General features: G+C 60.4%; 18 protein-coding genes and 1 tRNA gene. 5 read left to right on the top strand and 14 right to left on the bottom strand.

Features of this window, described 5'->3' with window-relative positions; genetic code table 11:
• Window positions 1-111: 111 nt before the first annotated feature.
• The 3 genes from eptB to ACK3CV_RS00945 all read right to left on the bottom strand — a co-directional run bounded on the left by eptB (window position 112) and on the right by ACK3CV_RS00945 (window position 3082).
• A complete protein-coding gene (gene eptB, locus ACK3CV_RS00955) occupies window positions 112-1806 on the bottom strand; it encodes a kdo(2)-lipid A phosphoethanolamine 7''-transferase (RefSeq protein WP_033650007.1) in 1695 nt (564 codons plus the stop codon).
• A 225-nt stretch (window positions 1807-2031) separates the two neighbouring features.
• Window positions 2032-2457: an organic hydroperoxide resistance protein gene (locus ACK3CV_RS00950; RefSeq protein ID WP_004934114.1), complete on the bottom strand. Its 426-nt coding sequence runs from the start codon at window positions 2455-2457 to the stop codon at window positions 2032-2034.
• A 160-nt stretch (window positions 2458-2617) separates the two neighbouring features.
• The gene (locus tag ACK3CV_RS00945; protein WP_041037249.1) at window positions 2618-3082 is read right to left on the bottom strand and encodes a MarR family winged helix-turn-helix transcriptional regulator; all 465 of its coding nucleotides are present in this window, start codon (window positions 3080-3082) and stop codon (window positions 2618-2620) included.
• 97 nt (window positions 3083-3179) lie between these two features.
• On the opposite strand from ACK3CV_RS00945, the gene ACK3CV_RS00940 reads away from it, so the two are divergent.
• A complete protein-coding gene (locus tag ACK3CV_RS00940) occupies window positions 3180-3779 on the top strand; it encodes an HD domain-containing protein (protein ID WP_033636604.1) in 600 nt (199 codons plus the stop codon).
• On the opposite strand, the gene ACK3CV_RS00935 is transcribed toward ACK3CV_RS00940, so the two are convergent.
• The 3 genes from ACK3CV_RS00935 to bglF form a co-directional block, all read right to left on the bottom strand.
• A complete protein-coding gene (locus tag ACK3CV_RS00935; protein WP_424540213.1) occupies window positions 3780-5150 on the bottom strand; it encodes a carbohydrate porin in 1371 nt (456 codons plus the stop codon).
• A 151-nt stretch (window positions 5151-5301) separates the two neighbouring features.
• Window positions 5302-6705 carry a glycoside hydrolase family 1 protein gene (locus ACK3CV_RS00930; RefSeq protein WP_164039726.1) on the bottom strand — a complete coding sequence of 468 codons (1404 nt, stop codon included), beginning with the start codon at window positions 6703-6705 and terminating at the stop codon, window positions 5302-5304.
• A gap of 14 nt (window positions 6706-6719) precedes the next feature.
• Window positions 6720-8582: a PTS beta-glucoside transporter subunit IIABC gene (bglF, locus tag ACK3CV_RS00925; protein ID WP_164039723.1), complete on the bottom strand. Its 1863-nt coding sequence runs from the start codon at window positions 8580-8582 to the stop codon at window positions 6720-6722.
• Between the two features lie 665 nt (window positions 8583-9247).
• On the opposite strand from bglF, the gene ACK3CV_RS00920 reads away from it, so the two are divergent.
• Window positions 9248-9997 (top strand): NAD-dependent epimerase/dehydratase family protein, encoded by a 750-nt coding sequence (locus ACK3CV_RS00920; protein ID WP_033636599.1) that lies wholly within the window; start codon window positions 9248-9250, stop codon window positions 9995-9997.
• Window positions 9998-10029: 32 nt separating this feature from the next.
• On the opposite strand, the gene ACK3CV_RS00915 is transcribed toward ACK3CV_RS00920, so the two are convergent.
• Window positions 10030-11196: an MFS transporter gene (locus ACK3CV_RS00915; RefSeq protein ID WP_164039720.1), complete on the bottom strand. Its 1167-nt coding sequence runs from the start codon at window positions 11194-11196 to the stop codon at window positions 10030-10032.
• Window positions 11197-11927: 731 nt separating this feature from the next.
• On the opposite strand from ACK3CV_RS00915, the gene ACK3CV_RS00910 reads away from it, so the two are divergent.
• A complete protein-coding gene (locus tag ACK3CV_RS00910; RefSeq protein WP_162846235.1) occupies window positions 11928-12098 on the top strand; it encodes a hypothetical protein in 171 nt (56 codons plus the stop codon).
• A gap of 64 nt (window positions 12099-12162) precedes the next feature.
• On the opposite strand, the gene ACK3CV_RS00905 is transcribed toward ACK3CV_RS00910, so the two are convergent.
• The 6 genes from ACK3CV_RS00905 to ACK3CV_RS00880 form a co-directional block, all read right to left on the bottom strand.
• On the bottom strand, window positions 12163-12675 hold the full coding sequence (locus tag ACK3CV_RS00905) for an Mpo1 family 2-hydroxy fatty acid dioxygenase (RefSeq protein WP_164039717.1): 513 nt from the start codon (window positions 12673-12675) through the stop codon (window positions 12163-12165).
• Window positions 12676-12746: 71 nt separating this feature from the next.
• The gene (locus tag ACK3CV_RS00900) at window positions 12747-13190 is read right to left on the bottom strand and encodes a universal stress protein (RefSeq protein WP_033636596.1); all 444 of its coding nucleotides are present in this window, start codon (window positions 13188-13190) and stop codon (window positions 12747-12749) included.
• Between the two features lie 21 nt (window positions 13191-13211).
• Window positions 13212-13985, bottom strand: coding sequence for a siderophore-interacting protein (locus tag ACK3CV_RS00895; protein ID WP_033636595.1), 774 nt, complete (start codon window positions 13983-13985; stop codon window positions 13212-13214).
• On the bottom strand, window positions 13966-15411 hold the full coding sequence (locus ACK3CV_RS00890; RefSeq protein ID WP_164039715.1) for an efflux transporter outer membrane subunit: 1446 nt from the start codon (window positions 15409-15411) through the stop codon (window positions 13966-13968). Before ACK3CV_RS00890 ends, ACK3CV_RS00895 begins: the two co-directional genes overlap by 20 nt.
• Window positions 15408-16451: an HlyD family secretion protein gene (locus ACK3CV_RS00885; RefSeq protein WP_033636592.1), complete on the bottom strand. Its 1044-nt coding sequence runs from the start codon at window positions 16449-16451 to the stop codon at window positions 15408-15410. Before ACK3CV_RS00885 ends, ACK3CV_RS00890 begins: the two co-directional genes overlap by 4 nt.
• Before the next feature lie 41 nt (window positions 16452-16492).
• Entirely contained in the window at window positions 16493-18028 is a 1536-nt protein-coding gene (locus tag ACK3CV_RS00880; protein ID WP_164039712.1) for an MFS transporter, read from the bottom strand.
• A 140-nt stretch (window positions 18029-18168) separates the two neighbouring features.
• Between ACK3CV_RS00880 and ACK3CV_RS00875 the strand changes: the two genes are divergently transcribed.
• Window positions 18169-19071, top strand: a complete 903-nt coding sequence (locus ACK3CV_RS00875; RefSeq protein WP_033636590.1) for a LysR family transcriptional regulator — start codon at window positions 18169-18171, stop codon at window positions 19069-19071.
• A 199-nt stretch (window positions 19072-19270) separates the two neighbouring features.
• Window positions 19271-19609, top strand: a complete 339-nt coding sequence (locus ACK3CV_RS00870) for a colicin E1 family microcin immunity protein (protein ID WP_050595963.1) — start codon at window positions 19271-19273, stop codon at window positions 19607-19609.
• A gap of 146 nt (window positions 19610-19755) precedes the next feature.
• Here the strand turns inward: ACK3CV_RS00870 and ACK3CV_RS00865 are convergent.
• Window positions 19756-19850, bottom strand: a tRNA-Sec gene (locus tag ACK3CV_RS00865).
• Between the last annotated feature and the right edge of the window lie 29 nt (window positions 19851-19879).

Below are 19879 nucleotides of genomic sequence, written 5' to 3'. Positions count from 1 at the left end.
CAGGGGGAAGTGCGCAAGTATACCGTATGCACACACCGGAATAATTGATGAAGAGAATGTATTGGGTGAAATTGCCGGGTGCGCAAGGCAGGCACCCGGCGGGAGGGGTTACTACAGGCTAGCGGGCGCCGTTTTATCCTGCGGCAGATGGCACCAGTTGTTTTTATCCACGATGCCGCCATCGGGAGACGTGTAGCCGAGGCAGCCGAGGATGGTGTCAAACAGCTCGACGTGGCGATGCGTTTTGCCGATGCGCTGCTGTGCCTGCAGCTGCTCAAAGGCGCTGAGGTGCTGCGGGTTCTCAAGGAATTTGTCCGACGCCCATACGATCATCGGCACGCGGAACTGCTCCGGCGGCGCCATTTCGCGCGGCGTACCGTGCAGGTGCGTGTTTTCACCGATCGATTCGCCGTGATCGGCGGCATAGAACACGATGGCCTTCTTGTCGCGCACCTGGTCTATCACATTGGCGATAAAGCTGTCGGTATACAGCACCGTATTGTCGAAGGCGTTGATCAGCTGCGCCTTGGTGCAGGAATCGTCCACCCCCATGCACTCCGGCTGATAGCGCGCATAGCTGCGCGGATAACGCTGCGAGTACAGGTAGTGCGAGCCTTTGGTATGCAGGATCACCAGGTGTTTGCCCTTCGGATAGCGCGCCAGCGACTCCTTCATTTCGTCCACCAACAGCATATCGTCGACCGCCTTGCCGTCGTTGCGCTTCTCGGACGCGATCATCTCGCGGAACGAATAGTTGTTCACCTCGGTGTTGTTGTAGAACCACACCTCGCTCTGCATGGCGAACAGCTCGGAAGAGAAGCCCAGATCCTTCAGCACCGCGAACACGTTCTGCTCTTTCAGCGTGCGCTGCGGGTTGTCTTCGGTGCCGCCTTCGCGCACGAACATACAGCGCAGCGACAGCTTGGTGGAGGTGTCGCACGACTCGCCGCGAAACGCCACCAGATTCTTCTCTTTAGACAGCCGCGGCGTGGTATCACGCTCATAGCCCAGCATGCCCATGTGGTCCCAGCGCGTGGTCTCGCCGATGATGAACACCACGTAGGTGTCGTCGATATCCGCCGGCGGTACGTAGGTGAAGTGTTTGCCCGGATCGAACATCGTGCTCTGATCCTGGCTTTCGTCATAGCGGGTATAGGCAAACAGCCCCAGCGCCGACAGCCAGTTGGACGGCAGATACGAATGCGCCACCACGCCGCCGTAGCTCGGCAGATCGACGTTGGAGAGCTTCTCTTGCACGCTCTGCTCGTCGTCCAGCATGCGCAGCGGCAGCCAGACCAGCGCCACCACCGCCAGCAAGACCAGCAGCGGCTTGATGCGATGACCGGGGGTTTTCAGCTGTTCTATCAGGGTGTAACGCAGGCTGTTTTTCCAGATCAGCAGCAGCGGCAAGGCGCTGAGCGCCACCATCCACAGCACGAAGTGCAGGCCGACCACCTCTTTCGACAGATCGATGTCGGTGGTCATCACCGACACCACGATGCCGTAGCCGATCACCACGTTGAAAAACGTCATGTAGTAGCTGGCGGCAACCGAAATCAACACCAGCAGCGAAGCGACGATGCGATAAAACAGCCGGCCGCCGAGCGATACCAGCCGCATGATGAAGAACGTGAACAGGACGATAGCGATGACTTCCGTCACCGCCGAAATCACCTTAATCCCCTGAATGCCGTGCGCCAGCGAATCAAAACGACGATAAAAAACGGACAGGTTGAGAAATATGCCGATATAGATCGCTAACAATAACGATAAATTCTGCTGTGATAGCGATTTAACTTTGTTCATGTAACGCGGTGGCTCCGGGGACGGTGTAGCGGTTCTGGATCAGTCAGACACTTATTAGGGCTTCTGGTTCAGCCAACCGGCAATAAGCGTTATTTTGCGGGTAATAATCAAGAGAATTCTCACAAAACGGGCAATTTTTACGCTTTTTGCAAACGGCTTTCAAGCGGGGCAGATAAGAAAATGGAGGGTCAAACCCTCCATTTTTTTCGCGATAAGGATAAAATCTTACTTAACGTTCAGAGTCACATCGATATTTCCGCGGGTGGCGTTGGAGTATGGGCACACCACGTGCGCCTTTTTCACCAAATCCTCCGCCACGCTGCGCTCGATGCCCGGCAGCGAGATATCCAGCTGCACTTCGATGCCGAAGCCGTTCGGGATTTCACCGATGCCGACGGTGCCGTCGATCTTCGCTTCGGCCGGGATTTTAACCTTTTCTTTCGCCGCGACAAACTTCAACGCGCCGAGGAAGCAGGCCGAGTAGCCGGCGGCGAACAGCTGCTCGGGGTTGGTGACTTCGCCGCCGGCGCCGCCCATCTCTTTCGGCACGCCCAGTTTCACGTCCAACACGCCGTCGGAGGAGGTCGCACGGCCGTCGCGGCCGCCGGTTGCGGTGGCGTGAGCGCGGTAAACCACTTTCTCAATAGACATCGTTCATTCCTTCTTGCTGGTTGGCGAGATGACTACGGCTTCCACGAGGTAAAGCCGGTCACATATTTATCTTTTGCGATTAAATCGCGCACTACTTATTTTTGACGCTTATTAACCAGTGTAGACCACCCCTGCCGTTCTTGCGTCCGGCGGCGGCGGGTCAAATCTGATCGATCAGGCTGCCGCGCAGCTTTTCCAGCTGCTGTTTGAGCGAGACGATCTCGTCCAGGCTGCAGTCGGTGGCGCACATCACCGCCTCGGGCACCGATTGCGCCCGCTCGCGCAGCGCGCGGCCGGCTTCGGTGAGTGCAATGATCACCTGCCGCTCGTCGGCGGTGGCGCGATAACGCACCAGCAAACCGGCGGTTTCCAACCGCTTCAGCAGCGGCGTCAGCGTGGCGGAATCGAGGAATAGCCGCTCGCCGATATCCGATACCGTCACCCGATCGCGCTCCCACAGCACCATCATCACCAGGTATTGCGGGTAGGTGAGTTCGAGCTGACTCAACAGCTTGCGATAAACTTTGTGCAGCGCCAGGTTGGCGGAGTACAGCGCGAAACAGAGCTGCTGATCGAGCTGCAGCAGATGCTTCGCGTGGGGTTGTTCGGTATCGGTGCTTTTCATGTGTCTGAATATAGATAGCGCACGATGTAATCGCAAGCTATTTCTTGTGAGGTATGCTACCTTTTTTTTATGCAGAGGATGCTCGGAGGGAAAGGAAATGACGAACACGCTTGTAGAACGCGCGCGCCGCTACGCCACCAAGGCGCATGCGGCCATCGATCAGCGCCGCAAATACACCGACGATCCGTACATCGTCCACCCACAGGCGGTGATGGAACTGGTGCGCAGCGTGCCGCACACCGAAGAGATGCTGGCGGCCGCCTGGCTGCATGACACGGTGGAAGATACGCCCACCACCCTCGGCGATATCGAAAGCCACTTCGGGCCGAAGGTGGCGGAGCTGGTGCGGATGCTGACCAACGTCAGCCGCGCCGAGGACGGCAACCGCTTCGAGCGCAAAAACCGCGATCGGCGCCACAGCGCCGGCGCATCGCCGCAGGCCAAAACCATCAAGCTGGCGGATCTGATCGACAACACCCGCTCGCTGCTGGACTATGACAGCCACTTCGCCCAGACCTACCTGATCGAGAAACAGCGCCTGCTGGAGGTGCTGACCGAAGGCGATCCGACGCTGTGGCGCCAGGCCAGCCATATCGTTGAGCAAGGGCTGCTCCGCTTGCAGCAGCCGCCGCACAACGTGCCCGCCAGCTGGTTCGAACACGCCCGCCGGCGCTACCGCGAGAGCGACGCGGCCTGATCAGAAGGTCACCACCGTTTTCAACGCCGTCACCCAGGCGTCCTGCGTCTCGCTGACGCCCGCCGGGTGATGCCAGTACTGCAGGCCCGGCTGCAGCTGCAACCACGGCGTGACGTTCACGCGATAATAGAGCTCCGCCGTCACCGAGTGGCCCGGCACCGGCCGGTAGCTCGGATCGTGATAATCGCTGACGCCGTTGATTTGGTTGAGATAACGCTGATTATCTTTATAGCGGTCGCTCAGCTTCACCACCGAGACGCCCAGCCCCAGCCAGTCGTCCGGCCGCGCATCGAACAGCCCGCGATAGCGAATGCCGGTCGAGGTAGACCAGTGCAGGTAGTTGCTGCGCCGATCCCCCAGCCCCAGGCTGTAAAACACGCTCAGACCGCGGTTGACGTCATCCGCATGGCGCGTCACCTGCTGGTTGAAACCGGTATACAGGAACCAGGTGCGATCGTGGCTGCGATAGCCCTGCGGATCGCTGGCGCCCGGCCCACCGGACACCCCTTCATAAAGATCGCTTTGGCGCGCGTTGGTGAACAGCACGCCCAGGTTATACACTCCCGGCAGCTGGTTGACGGCGTGGGTTTTCAGCTCCAGCTCCATCGGCAACAGGAAGCCTTTGCTGCCCTTGGTGGACCAGCTCCAGGCGTGGCTGCGGCTGGGGGCGCTCGGGTTCTGCTCCATCACGCCGCCCTTGAGCGTCAGGCCGTCGGTCAGCTTGTATTGCAGCGTGGTGCCCCAGTAATGCACGTTCCAGTTGTACCAGGTCAACGAGTTGGCAGACTTGCCGCCGCACAGCGTCAGCGTCTGAAAATCGCAGGGGATGATCTGATCGAAATCCTGCACCTTGTTCATCATGCCGATGCGCCACTGCAGCCGGCGATCGAGGAAGGACCGGCTGAAGGTCAACCAGCCCAGGCGGGTAATCGACTGCCCGCCAAAGCTCTCCTGCGACAGATCGGTCAGGCCGACGCGCGGATCCTGCAGCCGATCGCGGGTCAGGTTGTTGTCATGGTTGCGGTTGACGATATTGCCTTCGATCGCCGCGTCCGGAATGCCGGTCAGCGCCTGCAAATCCTGGCTGAAGGTCAGCGAAAATTGGTCGATATACGACGCCTGTTTATCGTGGTTGTAACCGCCGCCGGCGTTATACGACAGCTGGCTGAGGTAGCCGAGGTTATAGTGGAAGCCATGATCCTCCAGGATCGGCCTGATCCCCAGCATATCCCCCAACAGCCCAGGCTGCGGCGGCTCAAAACCGAGCGCCACCCCTTCCCATTTGGCGGTGGGGGCTTCAACGTCCTTGCCGGTTTGCAGCGTTTCCGCCTGCGCCTGGCTACAGAGCAGCACCAGCGCCGCCAGGGTCATGGAACGAGGTAATAAGCTTTTCATCATTATTATATTTCTCCGCATAACGGCTGACTGCGGGCAACAGCATTCCCTGGGAGAGAATTTCCCATCATGAACAGCAGCGAATAACGTTAGGTTAATGCCCGGCGCTTGCCGCCGGGCTTAGAGGTTAGCGTCGGTCTTTCAGGCTGGCGCCGTTGCTGTGGATCACATCGCGATACCAGAAGAAACTCTTCTTGCGGCGGCGCGCGAGGCTGCCGTTGCCGGCATCGTCCCTGTCGACGTGAATGAAGCCGTAGCGCTTCGACATTTCGGCCTTCGAGGCGCTGACCAGATCGATCGGCCCCCAGCTGGTGTAGCCCATCACCTCGACGCCGTCGTCGATCGCTTCCGCCACCTGCACCAGATGGTCATTGAGGTAGTTGATGCGGTAGTCGTCGTGGATGCTGCCGTCGGCCTCGACGCAGTCTTTGGCACCCAGACCGTTCTCGACGATGAACAGCGGTTTCTGATAGCGGTCGTACAGCACGTTGAGCAGGTAGCGCAGCCCGATCGGGTCGATTTGCCATCCCCACTCCGAGCTGGCCAAGTGCGGGTTCGGCACCATATCGAGAATGTTGCCGCGCGCCGTCTCGTACTGCTCCGGATCGGCGGTGACGCAGCCGCTCATGTAGTAGCTGAACGAGATGAAATCGATGGTTTCGCGCAGCGTTTGCCGATCTTCCTCGGTGATCGCCACCTGAATGCCATTTTCACGGAAAAAACGCTGCATATAGGCCGGGTAATAACCGCGCGCCTGCACGTCGCCGAAGAACAGCCAGTCGCGGTTTTGCCGCTGGGTTTCCAGCAGATCTTCCGGCTTGCAGCTCAGCGGATACAGAATGCCGCCCAGCAGCATGTTGCCGATTTTGCCCTCCGGCACGATCTCGTGGCAGGCTTTCACCGCTTTGGCGCTGGCCACCAGCTGATGGTGGATCGCCTGATAGATGGCGCTCTTGTCGCTCTCCTGCGGCAGGCCGACGCCGGTGAAGGGCGCGTGCAGCGACATGTTGATTTCGTTGAAGGTCAGCCAGTGTTTGACCTTGTGCTTGTAGCGTTCGAACACGGTGCGCGCATAGCGTTCGAAGAAATCGATGGTGCGCCGATCGCCCCAGCCGCCGTAGTGCTTCACCAGGCCGTAAGGCATCTCATAGTGTGACAGCGTGATCAGCGGCTGAATGCCATACTTCGCCATCTCGTCGAACAGCCGATCGTAGAACGCCAGCCCGGCTTCGTTCGGCGTCTCTTCGTCGCCCTGCGGGAAAATACGCGTCCAGGCGATCGAGGTGCGCAGGCACTTGAAGCCCATTTCGGCGAACAGCGCGATATCCTCCGGGTAACGATGATAGAAATCGATCGCCACGTCCTTGATGCCGCTGTCGCCCGCCGTGCGCGGCGTGATGGCGCCGAAGATGCCCTGCGGCTGCAGATCGGAGGTCGACAGCCCCTTGCCGTCGGCCTGATACGCGCCTTCTACCTGGTTCGCCGCTACCGCGCCGCCCCACAGAAAATGTTGCGGAAACTTGCCGTTCATCGCTTGCTCCTCAATTAACGTAATAAAGTCAGCAGCGGCGCCTGTTCCTGCACCGGAGACAGGCCGCTGGTCAACACGTCCACGTAGTCATCGCTGTTGCTGATGATGATCGGCGTGGTGGTGTCATAGCCGGCGGCATGGATCGCCGCCTGGTCGAACTCGATCAGCAGATCGCCCGGGGCGACCCGCTCGCCTTCCCGCACGTGGGCGGTGAAATGCGCCCCGCCCAGCTTCACGGTATCGATGCCGACGTGGATAAGGATCTCCGCGCCGTCGTCCGATTCGATGCCGATGGCGTGTTTGGTTTTGAACAGCGACGCCACGCTGCCGCTCACCGGCGCCACCACGCGCCCCTGCTGCGGCGCGATCGCCACCCCTTTCCCAAGCAGGCCGCTGGCGAAGGTCGCGTCGTTCACCTGATCCAGCGGCACGATGTCGCCGGCGATCGGGCTGAGGATGGCCTGTTTGCGGTTAAGCGGCGCGGCAGCTTCAGGCTGCGCCGTCTCTTCCGCCGGCGCGACGCCGAACAGGTAGCTGGCCAGCGCGGCGAACACGAACGACAGCAGGGTGCCGCCGATCGCGCCCCATACCGTGGCGTCGATGCCGCCGCCGGGGATGATCTGCGCGAAGGTGAAGACGCTCACCAGGCCGAACGAGTAGACCGAGGTCTGGAAGTAGCCGATCACCGCACCGCCCAGCGCGCCGCCGATGCAGCCGAAGATGAATGGGCGTTTGTTCGGCAGCGTGACCCCGTACACCGCCGGTTCGGTGATGCCAAAGATCCCGGCGCCGATGGCCGAAGCGGACAGCGCCCGCAGCTTGGTGTCGCGGGTGCGCAGCATCACGCCCAGCGTGGCGCCGACCTGCCCCATCACCGCCGGCAACAGCAGCGGCACCATGGTGTCGCGCCCCAGCACGCTCAGGTTATTGATCATCAACGGCACCAATCCCCAATGCAGGCCGAAGATCACGCACACCTGCCACATCGCCCCCATAAAGGCGCCGGCGATGATCGGGTTAAAGGCGTAAATGCTCTGATAGCCGTTGGCCAGCAGGTGGCTGAGCCAGGTCGCCGCCGGGCCGATCAGCAGGAAGGTCAACGGCACGGTGATCGCCAGGCACAGCAGCGGCGTGATGAAATTGCGCAGCGCGCTGTGGATCACCCGGTTAAACAGCGGCTCCAGGCGGCAAGATACCCAGGCCGCGAAGATGATCGGGATCACCGACGAGCTGTAGTTGATGAAGGTCAGCGGAATGCCGAAGAAATACTCGCGCACCGCCCTCGGCTGCTGCGCCGCTTCGAACGCCGCCATCATCAGCGGATGCGTCAACGCGCCGCCGATCGCCATGGTGACGAAGGGGTTGCCGCCGAATTTTTTCCCGGCGGTGTAGCCGAGCATGATCGGGAAGAAGTAGAACAGCGAGTCACTGGCGGCGAACAGCATTTTGAAGGTGCCGCCGCTCTCCAGCAGCCAGCCGCAGGCCAGGCTCAGCGCCAGGAAGCCTTTCAGGATCCCCGAAGCGGCCATCACCCCGAGCAGCGGGGTGAAAATGCCGGACACCAGATCGATAAAGCGGCTGAGCAGGTTGTCTTTTTTGCCGCCCGCGTCGTCGCACGGCGCGCCGTCGGCCAATCCGCCGACGCGGTTAACCGCGTCGAACACCTCCGCCACGTGGTTGCCCACCACCACCTGGAACTGGCCGCCGCTCTCTACCACCATGATGACGCCAGGATTTTTCTTCAGCGCTGCCGCGTTGGCGCGAGTGTCATCGCGCAGCTTGAAACGCAGGCGGGTGGCGCAGTGCACCAGGCTTTTCACATTGTCGCGGCCACCGACGCCGGCCAAAATCTCACTGGCTAATGTGTCATATTTCATACGGTTATCCTTAGACTTCGCGTTCTGCCGCTCCCCTCCCCCCGCTGGCCTGGCGCTGAGGTGGAATTCGGCGCAAAAAAAAACCTAAACCTCGCGGCCTCTGCCCCATCGGGGAACAGAAACGCGAGGTTTAGGTTTTGCCTGCCGTAGCAGTAACAACCCTAAATCGGTTGAGTTATGACGTTAACACCGCGGATTTTGCCGGCGCAAGGCTTTGCGCCGGCAAATTGCCGAACTGTGATCGGGTGGGCAAAACCGTCCCGGGGTGGCAAATAAGGCCTGCCGCCCTCTATCGGCTTCAGCGCCACGGTGATATATCGCGCAGGCGATAGAATGGAAAGGGGTGGCGGAGTACCGCTCCGCTTCGCCCAAAAACATAAGATTAACTAACCTAATAATTCACTATCAAGCGAAAGCAAAGCGCTCGCTCATCCACTGCCAGTCCTCGTTTTTTCGTCACAACCCGCAATCCATAAGGTAAATAGATCGCCAAACCTGATTGCGCATCGTTAACATCCCACGATATTCACCCGCGCAAAAATCACCGTGCGCAATTGACGATGGCGACAGAAACATCAGAGAGACTAATTAAAACGACTGGACAAAAGTCACGCGGGCGATTATTACTGGTCAACGCGTAATCGATTGTAGGGATGACAGCGACCATGACGTTGCGGACTGAGTTGGGACGGATTCTGATCACCGGCGCCGGCGGCCGGGTAGCCACGGCGTTTCGTCTGGCGATGGGCGATCGCTACCCGCTACGGTTGGCGGAACGAGACATCAGCCTGCTGAGCGATCGGCAGCCGGGCGACGAAGTCATCAGCTTCGACATCGCCGATCTCGACGCCTGCCGCGCGGCCTGCGCCAATATCGACACCGTGTTGCATCTGGCGGCCGATCCCTCCCCCGATGCCGACTTCTGCGGCTCGTTGATGGACAACAACATTCTCGGCACCTTCAATATCTTCCGCGCGGCGAAAGACGCCGGCTGCCGCCGGGTGGTGTTCGCCAGCAGCGCGCAGGCGGTGGAAGGCTACCCGCTCGATTACCAAATCCGCCCGGACGACGCGCCGAAGCCGAAGAACCTGTACGGCGCCAGCAAAGCCTTCGGCGAAGGCATCGCCGCCTACTTCGCCCATCAGGAAGGGCTTTCCGCCCTGTCGGTGCGCATCGCCAACTTCACCACCCTCAGCCCGGGCGATCGGCTCAGCGCTCGCGACATGAGCGCGTTCCTCAGCCATCGCGACGCCGCCGATCTGCTGGAGCGCTGCATTCGCGTCGAAGGGGTGCAATATGCGGTGGTGCACGGGGTTTCCAATAACCGCTACACGCGTTTATCGCTGGAAGAGACCCGTCGCCTGCTGGGTTACGCCCCGCAGGACGATGCGTTCAGCCTGCTCGGCTTTGAGTAGATGCGGCGAGCAGGCCCGCCGCATCTGCGTATTTAGCCGTTGGCGTAAACGACTTTTGCAGCGGCGCGGCTGGTGAACAACACCAACAGCAGCGCCAACCCGGCGATAATCGCCCCCATCACCGGCACGAAGCTGTATCCCAGCCCGGCGGAGACTACCGCGCCACCGGCGGCGGCACCCAGCGCATTGCCCAGGTTAAAGGCGCCGATGTTGACCGAAGACGACAGCCCCGGCGCTTCGCTGGCCACGCGCATCACGCGCATCTGCAGCGGCGGCACCACGGCAAAGGTCGCCGCACCCCAAATCACCATGCTGACCGCGGCGCCGATGTCACTGCGCGCCAGGAACGGGATCACCAGCATAATGACCACCAGCAGCAGCAAGAAACCCTTCAGCGTTGCGCTCTCGGAGCGGTCGGCGAATTTGCCGCCCAGGTAGTTGCCGATGGAGAAACCGACGCCGATCAACACCAGCATGACCGTCACGAACAGCGGCGTCGCATCGGTGATGTGCTGCAACACCGGCGAGATATAGGTATAGAGCGTGAACATCGCGCCCGCCCCCAGCACGGTCGTCAGCAGCGCGGTCAGCACCTGCGGCCGCACCAGCACCGACAGCTCGCGTTTCACGTCAGGGCGCGCGCCGGCGCTGCCTTTCGGCAACGAGAACCACAGCCCCAGCATGGCGATCACGCCCAGCCCGGCCGTCGCCAGGAACGACATGCGCCAGCCGATGGTTTCACCCAGCCAGGTCGCGGCGGGCACCCCGCCGATATTGGCGATGGTCAGCCCCATAAACATGGTCGCCACGGCGCTGGCCTGTTTCTCTTTCGGCACCACGCTGGCGGCCACCACCGAACCGAGGCCAAAGAAGGCGCCGTGGTTCAGGCTGGTGATGATGCGCGACAACATCAGGGTGGTGTAATCCGGCGCGATGGCCGACAGCACGTTGCCCAGGGTAAAGATCGCCATCAGGAAAATCAGCGCACTTCTGCGCGCCCGGTGCGACAGCAGCAGCGTCATCAGCGGCGCGCCGACCATCACGCCGACGGCGTAGGCGCTGATCAACATGCCGGCCATCGGAATGGAGACGTCCACCCCTTTGGCGATGGTCGGCAGCAAGCCCATGGGGGAGAATTCGGTAGTGCCGATGCCGAACGCCCCTACCGCCAGCGCTAACAAGGGATAATTCACTTTCATGCAACAACTCCGGTTTTCCGCTGCCGAAGCGCGGGAACAGTTAAGATGCCGAAAGTATGACATTGATCACACCAAAGATAAGCAGGCGGGAGGCTAAAAGACTTTTGCAAATTTGTTAAAAGTGAGGAGGTGAGATCGGCATTGGGCATCGAGGTTGCTTTACCGCGATTGCGGCGATGCGTGCGGAGAATGGCGTTAATGCGTCTGAAGGATAAGCGCCGAGGGGAATCACTCTGCACTTGGGGTATTTAACCTCCGCATACCATGCCCGGATAAATCCAATGAAAAACCAACGATATTCCTTACTGATTATGCGTTATCGGCGATAGCATGGAAAACCCTTGCCCTACCAACTCACTGATATACACGCAATGAATGTAACCAACAAAATAAATTCTTATATAATTCTGAAATGAATTATATAAGCCAAATAAACACCATTGATATCAGAATACACAAAAAGAAACTAACATAATGAAATTGAAAACATTTTACAGATAGCTTCCAAAACAATTAAATTCAAAAATAATTACAACTCATAGATTAAAATGATAAATAAGTTGATATTTAAAAATTAAAAACGTAAATAAAAAAGTCAAAGAATCCAAATAAGAAAGAGAAAATATGCCTATCTTCCATATTCTCCCCTATGGGTTGAATATATAAGCGAACATGTAAATATCTTTATGCCCGGCGCTATGGTGGCGCCGCTTTGATTAAGGAAAGATCGTATGTCTAAGTCACCTATTGGTACTACCGCCTCAACAGGACAGAAATGCCCGGAAAGCGGTGTCTGGGAAGTGGTTGGCAAACCCTCAACCACAGCGCCAATCGCCAAAGGCAATATCATGCCTCCCTATGGCGGCAAAGGCGTCACCTGGAAATTGATCCAACACGCCTAATCTGAACCCATTCAGCCTCTTTCTTTGAAAGAGGCTCTTCATCTGACTATCGGAATCGCCTCGTTTAGCGCTTTGCATTGCGCACTTTGCCCGAGCGCAGCTCGATGTTCCGCTGCAGTTCGCGCAGCCCGCCGGCCAGGAAGCAGGCTTCCGCCAGCACGAACAGCGGGCCGATGATAAGACCCGTCACGTCGTCCATAAACGCCGGTTTTCGCCCCTCCCAGAAATGCCCGACAAACTGAAACAGCCAGCCGATGACGAAACCGCCGATGCCGATGCTCAGCCACGCCGCCGTCGACAGCGACGCCACCCAGGCGCCGAACCCGAGGCACAGCAGCAGCAACGCCAGCATCATGACGCCAAGGCGCAGGCTCAGCCGCAGGTAATAGAGGGCCGCGACGATAGCCACCGCGCAGGCCGGCGAAAACGGCAGCCATCCCGCACCCCACGCCGGCCGGGAGAGCAGCGCCAGCAGGCTGACGACGATCAGCGGGATGCCGATAAAATGCGTGGCGATATTGCGCGCATCGCGGTGGTAGGCGGCATAAGCGGCAAGTTGATCTTCCAGGCTTCGCATGTTGACCTCCGGTATGTTCGGCCTTCGTCGCCGAACGCGCGCAGCCGCATGCGGCTGCCCTTACCCATAGCTTAGCGCGGGATCACCAATACCGGTTGGCCAATCTCATCCAGCAGGCCGCGCGTGACGGAGGCGTTCAGCCAGCGCCCCAACGAAGACAGGTGGCGGTGCGAGATGATCAGCAAATCGCAGTTGAACAATGCCATCTGTTCCGGGATCACCTCGATGGGCGCCCCGGCGGCCAGCAGCCCCTGGGCGTTGAAGCCCATCTGTTTCAGCGCCCGCGTCACCTGTCCGACCTGCTTTTCCGCCAGCGCCTCTTCGCGCTGGGCGGCGGGATATTCCTCGCGCTCGTCGCTGTCGAAACGCAGGCCGCTGCGGCTGAGCGTGAAGGCATTGTCTACCACCGTCAGTACGATCACGCCGCCGATGCTGCCTTGCAGGCGCGCCATAAAATCCAGGGCATTGCCGCTGTGTTCAAAACAGTCCACCGCCAATAACACTCTCTCAATCATAACAACCCTCGTTCACCTGAGTTAAATCGCACCCTTGAAGTTGGCTTCGCCCTTTTTCCAATAACCCTTGGCAAACAGCGCAGCGCGGGAGATGCCCATTTCGTTGATAAAGCGCGCCTTCAGATAGGCGGCGACCTGGTGTTCGCAGGCCAGCCACACCTGCCCTTCGCCGGGCGGCAGCTCGCAATGGCTGACGGCCTGCACCAGCGGGCTGTTCATCACGCTGTCGAAATGTCGGGTGCGGATTTGCCAGCTGTTCACCTGCAAAAAGGAGCAATCGACGTCCTGAATTTCCTGCGCATCGCCCACTTCGGCGAACCACAGCACCGGCAACGGGGCAGACAGCGAGGCGAGGATGGTGCGCATGGCGGGCAGCGCGGTCTCATCGCCCAGCAACAGCAGCCAGCGGGTTTGCGGCAACAGACGAAAGCCGCCGGAGCAAGGGCCGGCAAACCCCAGCTTGTCGCCCGGCATCGCGTCACGCGCCCAGTTCGACGCCGGGCCTTCGCCGTGCAGCACCATGTCGATATCGAAGGTGCGGGCGAGTTTGTCGATGCCGCTCAGGGTGTAAGCCCGTCCGGCCAGCGTGTCGCGCCACGGGAAGAACACCTTGACCCAGCTGGCCGGCTCCTGCGCGCGCGGATCGGCGATAAACTTATCCACATCGTCGCCGCTCAACGTGATGCGGCGGATCCGGGCGGTGACTTGCCGCACGGCGCTCACCCGGGCCTCCCGTTTGCGGCGGGTGTCCCTTTCCAGCATCTCATCGACAATTTTATTCAGCGTGTTGTGCATCATCCTTCTCCTGTGGCGCCGCCGGCGGATAGGTGTGTTCCCAGCCACCGCCCAGCGCTCGATAGATATTCACCACGGCGATCGCCGTCTCCTCCTGAGAAACAATTTGCGCGGACTGCAGATCCAGCAGCGCACGCTGCGTGCTCAGAACATGGATAAAATCGCTGGCGCCGTTCAGATAGCTGTCGCGCGCCAGCGCAAACGCGTGCCGGTTGGCGGCCAGCGCCTCGGCCAGGTGCGTCTGGCGGCGCTGCTGGGCGCGATAGCCGGAAAGCGCGTCGTCGATCTCGTGCCAGGCGCGCAGCACCGTTTGCTGGTAGGCGATGGCCATTTCCTGCTGCCGGTATTCGCTCAGGCGCACCCGTTGGGTGATTTTCCCCCCGTCGAACAGCGGCAGATACAGGGTGGGGCCGATGGCGAAGGTATGCGTGGACCAACTGCCCATATCCGCCAGCGCCAGCGCCTGATAGCCCGCGTTGCCGGTCAGCGTGATGCGCGGATAGTAGTCGGCGGTGGCGACGCCGATCTCGGCGGTCGCCTGATGCAAACGCGCCGCCGCTTCGCGAATATCCGGCCTGCGCAGCGCCAGATCCGACGGCACGCCCATCGGCACCGCGCGCGCCAGCGTCGGCAGCGGCCCCGTCGGCGACAACATCGCTTTCAGCGCGCCCGGCCGCTCGCCCAACAGCAGGCTGATGGCGTTGATCAAGCGTTCCTGCCGATCGACCAGCGTCGGCAGCAGGGCATCCACCTGCGCCAACTGCACCTGCGCCTGATCGATATCCAGTTCGTTGCCCGCGCCGCTTTGATAACGGCTTTGCGTCAGCTGCAGCGTGCGCAACGCCGTGGCGCGGTTTTCCTGCGCCACCGCCAGCTGCTGCTGCGTGGCGCGCAGGCGCAGATAATCGCTCGCCACCTCCGCCGTCACCGACGTCAGCAGCGCGCGCCGATTCTCCTGCGAAGCGGCGAAGCCGGCGCGCGCGCTTTCCGACGCGCGACGCAGCTTGCCCCACATGTCCAGCTCCCAGCTGGCGCTGAATCCGCCGCGCCAGAGGTTATAATCCGCCTCTCCGCCGTTGCCGGACGGATCCATGCTGCCCACCGAGGTGGCGCGCTGGCGCTGATAGGCGCCGTCCAGGCTCAGATCCGGCATCAGCGCCGCCTCGGTCACGCCCAGCAGGGCGCGGCTTTGCTGCATGCGCGCCGTGGCGAGCTGCAGATCCAGGTTGCCGGCCGCCGCGCGCTGCACCAGTTGCGACAGCGGCGCGTCGTTGAATATCGACCACCAGGCCACCGGCAGCGCCCCGCCGCCGGCCTGCTCGCCCCAGTTATTGGGCAGCGCGTTCTGCGGCCGAGCGTAGTCCGGCCCTACCGCCCGGCAGCCGCTCAGCGCAATCAACAGCAGCGGGATCACGGCTCTGTTCATTGCAGGCCTCCGTCCAGCGTATTGATGCTGACGTCCGCGGACATGCCGACGCGCAGGGCGCTCAGCAAGGCGGCGTGCTCCTTGTTGCTATCAAACACGATCTTCACCGGGATGCGCTGAACGATCTTGGTGAAGTTGCCGGTGGCGTTCTCCGGCGCCACGGCCGCGAAGCTGACGCCGGAAGCCGGCGCAATGCTGTCCACCTGCCCTTTCAGCGTTTGGCCGGGAAAGGTATCGATATGGATGTCCACCGACTGCCCGTGCGCAATGTTTTCCAGCTGGGTTTCCTGGTAGTTGGCGATGATGTACAGCTTGTCCTGCGGCACGATGGCCAGCAGCGCATCGCCCGGTTTGACGAACTCCCCGACCCGCAGGCTTTTCTTGCCGACCACGCCGCCGATCGGCGCGGTGATACGGGTGTAAGACAGGTTCAGCTCGGCCATCGCTTTCTTGGCCTGCGCCAGCATCAGCTCGGCATCGCTGTCCGCCAGCTTGGCTTGCAGCACCTGCTCCATGTTTCGCGCCGCTTTGAGCGTCGCCTCCGCCTGCGCCACATTGGCGGAAAGCGTGTGCACCCGCGTTGTCGCCTGCTGCGCCGCCTGCTGGGAGCCCGCGCCGCTGCTGGCCATTCTCTGGTAGCGATTCTGCTCCTGGCGCGCAAACGCCAGCTCCGCCTGCGCCGCCTGCCGCTCCGCCAGCGCGGCGGCGATCAGCGCACTCTGGCGGGTGAGGTTAGCCCTAGCGTCGTCCTGCCGGGCGCGGGCGGATTGCTCCTGCGCCGTCGCCTGCGCCAGCGCGACGTTGAATTCACGCGGGTCGATCACCGCCAGCAATTCACCCTGTTTGACCCACTGGTTGTCCCTGACCAACACCTGCGCAATTTCACCGGCAATCTGCGGAGAAATACGCGAGATATCGGCGCGAATATAGGCGTCGTTGGTATTCTGCTGTGTTTCTTTAATAAAGAATTTATTGATTAATAACCCCAGCGTAATGACGGTAACCGCCAATACGGCGACGGCGACTTTCTTGTTAGCCATAAAATTGACTCCACTTAATATTTATTTCTGATGATAAAATGTCAGGCGGCGACCGAACGCGGCGGATAAATACGGGTCGGCATAAATAAAATCAGCGCGGTCAGTAATAACGCCAGGCCGGCAACCAACAGATAAAGATCGGCGCTGGCCAGCACGTGTCCCTGCCGCGCGGCAAGCTGCGCCAACTGCTCCGCCGACCCCAATGCGCGGCTGTAGGCCGAGCCAAAGCCGTCGGCGATCGTGCCGGCGTGATAGTCCCCGCGCTGCCGGCTGAGCAGCGCGATGGCGCCGCCGGCCGCGGTGGCGGCGAAACCCTTCACCGCGTTGAACCAGGCCGCCGCAAACGGCCCGTCGGTCGGCAACAGCCCGCCGGTCGCCTGCATCAACAGGGGGATGATCGCCATCGGTTGAGCGACCGCCTGCAACAACGCGATAACGCGAAACGTGTCGCCGTTCCATTCCGGCGTCAGCTGGGCGGCCAGCACGCAGGCGGTGGCCATCAACAGCAGGCTGATCGCCAGCACCCAGCGGCAATCCACCCGCGGCGTATTGCAAATAATGGCGACAATCGGCAGCGTAATTAATTGCGGCAACGCCACCCACAGCATCAAATCGGAGGTTTGTTCCTGACGATAACCCTGAATCGCGGCTAAATATCCCGACGTGATATTAACCAGCGACACCATAATTAACAGCACGCCACCCAGCGTAATTAGGGAGAAGGACAAATTCCTTTTGCTTAATAACTGCAAATTGAAAAAGGGCAGCGGGTGATACCATTCATTCATCAGAAATAATGCCAATAGCCCGATGCCGCCCAACAATAAAACGTAGATCAGCGGTGAGTTCAGCCAGTCGAGGCGCTCCCCCTGTGAGATGCCCATCGTCAGCATGCCGAGTGCCATGCCGCCGAGCAGCAGACCGCGCCAGTTGAACTGCCGCAGGCGCTCCAGCCGCAGCGGATCCTGCGGCAGACCGTAGCCGATACACACGGCGGCGATCGCCATCAGCGGCAGGTTCCAGTAGAAATATCCGCTCCAGCCCCAGTGAAAGGCAAAGGCGGCGGCGGTGGCGCCCAGCGTGGCGCTCCAGGCGGAGACCCAGCCATAGGCGCCCAGCCCCAGCACCTTGATCAGCGGCGGCATAAAACGCAACACCACCGTCATCAGCATCGGCGGCAACGCGCCGCCGGCGAAGCCCTGCAGGCTGCGCACCGCCAGCAGCGCGCCATACTGTTCTCCCAACCAGGGCGTCAGCAGCCCTCCGGCCAGGTAAATGCCGCACATCGTCAACGCCACCCGGCGCAGCGAAAAGGTCGGCCAAAAACAGGGCGTGAACCCGGAACCGATCACAAAGCCGGTGACATAACAGGTGGTCAGCCAGCTGCCGGCATCGAAGCTCAGCAGCATACCGCCCTGTATATCCGCCAGCGCGAACTTGCTGGCGTTTTCCCCCACGCCGCTGGCCATCACCGCCAAAAACACGCCGAACAACCCCAGCCAGGTTCGGCCGTTGATTTCGCCGGCGCTGGCGAGCCATCGATTTTTTTGGCGCGGCGTAACAGACACCTCAACCATTCCCCACTCCTGCTGTTTCAGCCTCAATCTTTGTTGTCGTGGGCAGTATCCGGGCTTATTTCGATTGTTTAAAATGAAATGATGTAATTAACTAGTTGCACAAAACGCAATCCATTGAGCGCACCCCCACCGGAGAGGCCATGCCGCAAAAAATTGATTTCAACCTGATCTATGCGCTGAATCTGCTGCTGGAAGAAGGCAGCGTGAGCGGCGCCGCCGAGAAGATGAATCTGAGCGCGCCGGCGATGAGCCGCATTCTGGGGCGCATCCGCCGGCAGTTCGACGATCCGATCATGGTCAGGGCCGGCAAGCATCTGGTGCCGACGCCGCGCGCGCTGGAGTTGAAACGCCAGCTCGGTGATATCATCGAACAGGCCGCCGCGCTGATCGCGCCGAATGAATCCTTCGAGCCCGGCAAGCTGACCCGAACCTTCACCATTCGCGCCAACGACATTTTTATCGGCGCGCTGGCAGGCGGCTTGCTGGAGACGCTGCGGGACATGGCGCCGCTGAGCGGCCTGAAGTTTATCGCCGAAAGCGACGGCGAGGATGACGCGCTGCGCAGCGGCAAGGTGGATCTGGTGATCGGTTCCTCACGCGACTGGCACCCGGAAATCAAGACGCAGAGCCTGTTCACCAGCACCTTTCAGGCGTTGGTGCGGCCGGGGCACCCGATCATTAGCCGGGTAACGCCCGAAACCCTGACCCATTACCCGCATATCAGCGTCTCCCGCCGCGGGCGCACCCAGGGGCCGATCGACGATGCGCTGCGCGATCTCGGCCTGCAGCGCAACGTCGCCCTGACCCTGCCGGGCTTCCATTCAGCAATGCTGCTGACCATGAAATCGGACTTTATCCTGCCGCTGCCGCGCCACGTGCTGCAGGGGGTGAGCAACATCCACCTGCCGTTAGCAGAGATCGAACTGCCGCTCGACCTGGAGTCAGTGTTTATCGTGCAGGCCTGGCACCCTCGCCTCGATCGCGATCCGGCGCACCGCTGGCTGCGGCAGACCATCAAGCAGTTCTTTTTGCAAAGGGAGTGAAGGGGTTAGGTGTTGGGGAGAGAAGACGCTCGCGGCAGAACCCAAATACGCCTGCCAGATAAGCCGGTAACATGGCATTTTGCCGAAGCCCTGCGCATACTCAGACGTCTTGGGTAAACCGCGCGACGCGGGCAATGGCATCGGTATTCCATTTCGCCAAGCACGAAACAGAAAGGAACTCATGCCCAGGGAGGCACAAATGACCAAAGCGTATTATTGGAAAAGTCAGGTGTGGGGAGCGGCCTATTTTTTTACCGCGCTTTATTACATCTATTCTTTCCAGGACATGGTGAATATCGCACTTTCGTTGATCCTCTCCATCCTGAGCTTTTTACTGTATCCCTGTGCTAAAAAAGGCATTGAAACGGCCGCCCTGCGGTTCACGAGTGAAGAATTTTGGCACCGCGGACTGTTCGCCGATACCATCGGCAAAGGTGGGGTGCTGATCCTGTATTATGCCTTCTGTTTTGTCATGGCCCTGCCGCTGGGCGCCCTGTATCTGCTTGCCCTGTTCCTCAGAAATAAAAAGGCCGCGTAAGCGGTTTTTACGTCAAGGCTTACCGCCTCGTAGTCCTTCTTCATGAACGTTTCTTCTACCCACACAAGCCGCACTATCACAAAATGAGAGGAGTAAATTACCCCTACCGTAGCCGACAATCACAGGGGAGATTGGGAGATATTGATTGGCGGAAGATCACAGGAGTCGAACCTGCCCAGGACCGCTGGCGGCCCCAACCGGATTTGAAGTCCGGCCGCCCCACCGGGGACGAGGATCTTCCTTGGAGAAGGGAGAAGCAAGGCGCTGATT

It is taken from the genome of Serratia sp. TSO36 (genome assembly GCF_057808395.1).
This window is presented reverse-complemented; position numbering and strand designations above follow the sequence as displayed.

Excerpts from the sequence above, each read along its gene's own strand:
- ACK3CV_RS00950 (WP_004934114.1), bottom strand. The coding sequence starts at position 2,457 with ATGTCTATTGAGAAAGTGGTTTACCGCGCTCACGCCACCGCAACCGGC.
- ACK3CV_RS00895 (WP_033636595.1), bottom strand. The coding sequence starts at position 13,985 with ATGCACAACACGCTGAATAAAATTGTCGATGAGATGCTGGAAAGGGAC.
- ACK3CV_RS00905 (WP_164039717.1), bottom strand. The coding sequence starts at position 12,675 with ATGCGAAGCCTGGAAGATCAACTTGCCGCTTATGCCGCCTACCACCGC.
- ACK3CV_RS00885 (WP_033636592.1), bottom strand. The coding sequence starts at position 16,451 with ATGGCTAACAAGAAAGTCGCCGTCGCCGTATTGGCGGTTACCGTCATT.
- ACK3CV_RS00940 (WP_033636604.1), top strand. The coding sequence starts at position 3,180 with ATGACGAACACGCTTGTAGAACGCGCGCGCCGCTACGCCACCAAGGCG.
- ACK3CV_RS00875 (WP_033636590.1), top strand. The coding sequence starts at position 18,169 with ATGCCGCAAAAAATTGATTTCAACCTGATCTATGCGCTGAATCTGCTG.
- ACK3CV_RS00900 (WP_033636596.1), bottom strand. The coding sequence starts at position 13,190 with ATGATTGAGAGAGTGTTATTGGCGGTGGACTGTTTTGAACACAGCGGC.
- bglF (WP_164039723.1), bottom strand. The coding sequence starts at position 8,582 with ATGAAATATGACACATTAGCCAGTGAGATTTTGGCCGGCGTCGGTGGC.
- ACK3CV_RS00915 (WP_164039720.1), bottom strand. The coding sequence starts at position 11,196 with ATGAAAGTGAATTATCCCTTGTTAGCGCTGGCGGTAGGGGCGTTCGGC.
- ACK3CV_RS00935 (WP_424540213.1), bottom strand. The coding sequence starts at position 5,150 with ATGACCCTGGCGGCGCTGGTGCTGCTCTGTAGCCAGGCGCAGGCGGAA.
- ACK3CV_RS00930 (WP_164039726.1), bottom strand. The coding sequence starts at position 6,705 with ATGAACGGCAAGTTTCCGCAACATTTTCTGTGGGGCGGCGCGGTAGCG.
- ACK3CV_RS00910 (WP_162846235.1), top strand. The coding sequence starts at position 11,928 with ATGTCTAAGTCACCTATTGGTACTACCGCCTCAACAGGACAGAAATGC.
- ACK3CV_RS00880 (WP_164039712.1), bottom strand. The coding sequence starts at position 18,028 with ATGGTTGAGGTGTCTGTTACGCCGCGCCAAAAAAATCGATGGCTCGCC.
- ACK3CV_RS00870 (WP_050595963.1), top strand. The coding sequence starts at position 19,271 with ATGACCAAAGCGTATTATTGGAAAAGTCAGGTGTGGGGAGCGGCCTAT.
- ACK3CV_RS00890 (WP_164039715.1), bottom strand. The coding sequence starts at position 15,411 with ATGAACAGAGCCGTGATCCCGCTGCTGTTGATTGCGCTGAGCGGCTGC.
- ACK3CV_RS00945 (WP_041037249.1), bottom strand. The coding sequence starts at position 3,082 with ATGAAAAGCACCGATACCGAACAACCCCACGCGAAGCATCTGCTGCAG.
- ACK3CV_RS00920 (WP_033636599.1), top strand. The coding sequence starts at position 9,248 with ATGACGTTGCGGACTGAGTTGGGACGGATTCTGATCACCGGCGCCGGC.
- eptB (WP_033650007.1), bottom strand. The coding sequence starts at position 1,806 with ATGAACAAAGTTAAATCGCTATCACAGCAGAATTTATCGTTATTGTTA.